General features: G+C 33.6%; 1 protein-coding gene. It reads left to right on the plus strand.

The genetic code is table 11. The features are described from left to right. On the plus strand, positions 1–2306 hold a 2306-nt coding region (locus VK998_RS03200), incomplete at its 5' end, for an IPT/TIG domain-containing protein (RefSeq protein WP_325225411.1). Between the last annotated feature and the right edge of the window lie 9 nt (positions 2307–2315).

The raw sequence follows: 2315 nt of genomic DNA on the forward strand, positions 1-2315 counted from the left end.
AGAATAGGGCTACTGTTAAATTGCCAGGAGGCCTTACTGCTGAATTCAATGGAGTAGATGAAAAAATTGTCCTAACTTTAGAAGAAGGAGATAAAATATATAGAAAAGAAATACTTGGATATGACAATACTACCAAGTATATTCCTATAAGCCTTTTGAAAGACGGAACCAATCCTTATACAGGAAAGGAATTAATTAAAGTAAGTGTAGAGGATAGAAGGTTTATAGTGGAAAGAGGATTTTCTGAAAATGTAAATTATCTAAGCTCCATCCAATTAAGGGTAGAAACTCCTTCTTACCATACCATAGGAAAAGTACCTGTATTCATAATCAATCCAGATGGAGGACAAGGTAGAGGAGAATTTGATTATAAAACACCTGATAGTAAACCAGCTATTACCAATGTTACTAGGAATGGAAGGGAACCTCAAGAAGAATATAGAGATGAAATAAATGGCAGAGCTAGAATATTAAAAGTAGATCACAAAGGAGGCAGTATAATCACCGTTCATGGTACCGACTTTAGAGAAGGTGCAAGAATAGATATCTCCAACCTACTAACTATTGGGGAAAATGATATAGACTATGGATTACCAACCAAGCTAACTTTCACTATGCCACCAGTGCCAGAATCGGAAGTAGGAAAGCTTCATAGAGTTTCTGTAACCAATAGAGATGGAGGAACTGCCACCTCTGATAAAACAATCCCTCCAATATTCATAGAATTTACTAAAGGGGAATCGGATCCAGAAATATATACTATAGAACCAGAGAAAGGGTCAGCCACTGGAGGTACTAAAGTAAAAATAACAGGAAATGACTTTAGAGAAACTATGGAAGGATTTGATGGAGAAAGATTAAGGGTATACTTTGGAGATATAGAAATAGAAAAGAAGGATATTAAATATATTGATTATAAAACCTTAGAAGTCACAGCACCAAAATCTGCAACTCATGGTCCAGTACAGGTAAGGATAGAAAACCCAGATGGTTCAATGTCCCAAGGGGATATTAACTTTACCTATATATCCAAACCTAAGATAAAAACCGTATCTCCTAATAAAATATTCACCAACGACATAGAAACGGAAGTAACTTTAACTGGAGAAATGTTTATGTCAGGAGGCAAGGTAATCGTTGGAGGAGAAATAGTCAATAAAAATGAACTAAAAGAAGATATGGACATAAAAGGGGAAGGTTTAATCGGAGTGGACAGTCAAGGCAACAATAGAGAAGTAGCAGTAGTAGGAGGAATGGAAGCGGCTTCAGTTACAGTAGAAGGAGATAATGTAATAAAAGTCAAATTCAATGAAGCTAAGAATTTAGAAAACAATCATCTAATAATAATAAATCCAGATGGAGGCATTTCAAACCCTTATGATAGATTTGAATACCAGAAACCTATACCAACTAAACCATTAGTTTTGGAAGGAATACCTGGTTACGAATCTACAGTACAATTAATATGGTCAAAATCCGATGAAAATATATTGAACAAAGCTACAAGATATGAAATATATGGGAAACTTTCAAAAGATAAGGACTATACCTTTATAGGAGATACAGAGGAAGCAGAATTTTTAGTAAAGGGGTTAGAACCTAGAACAGAATATACTTTCATGGTACGTGCCTTAAACGAATATGGAGCAGCTATAGACTTTGCCACAGTTAAAGTAAAGACATTAACTATTCGTGAAGATGAAAAACTTAAAGAAAAGGAAAAAGAATTAAAAGAAAAAGAAAAGGAAATAAAACAAAAAGGCAAAGAAGAAATAATAGAAGGTAGAGTAACACAAACCATAGGCTCTGACCATCTAAGAGGAAGAGTAGTAGATTTTTCCTTAGCAAAATATAAATCCTATGATAAATTTACAGTATCTATTCCAATTGAATATGCAAGAAAAGACAACAATTTGACTATAAAAGACGGAACCATGACCGCTATATTAAATATAAGGGATTTATATACTTTAGATGTAAGTAAAAAGGATAAAGGAGATAAAGACGCCTATATAAATATCCATATAGAAAGAACAAGGGAACCCCATATTCCAAAAGGGAAAAGAGTAGCATCAAAAGCTTATAATATAGACTTCGACTACCAATATGGGAAAGATAAACTAGAAATAAAAAATCTACTAAGACCAGCAAAACTAATGTTCAAACAAGATACTATAACTTATACTAACACTAAAAACACAAGACTATATAGATTCAACGAACCAACAGGAACCTACGTCTTTACTGGAGAAATGTCAACGGATATTAAAGAAAAAGGCAGGTATATTCTATTATCGAATAGATAATGAGTCAAA

The organism is Schnuerera sp., from assembly GCF_035459645.1.
GTDB lineage: Bacteria > Bacillota > Clostridia > Tissierellales > Tepidimicrobiaceae > Schnuerera.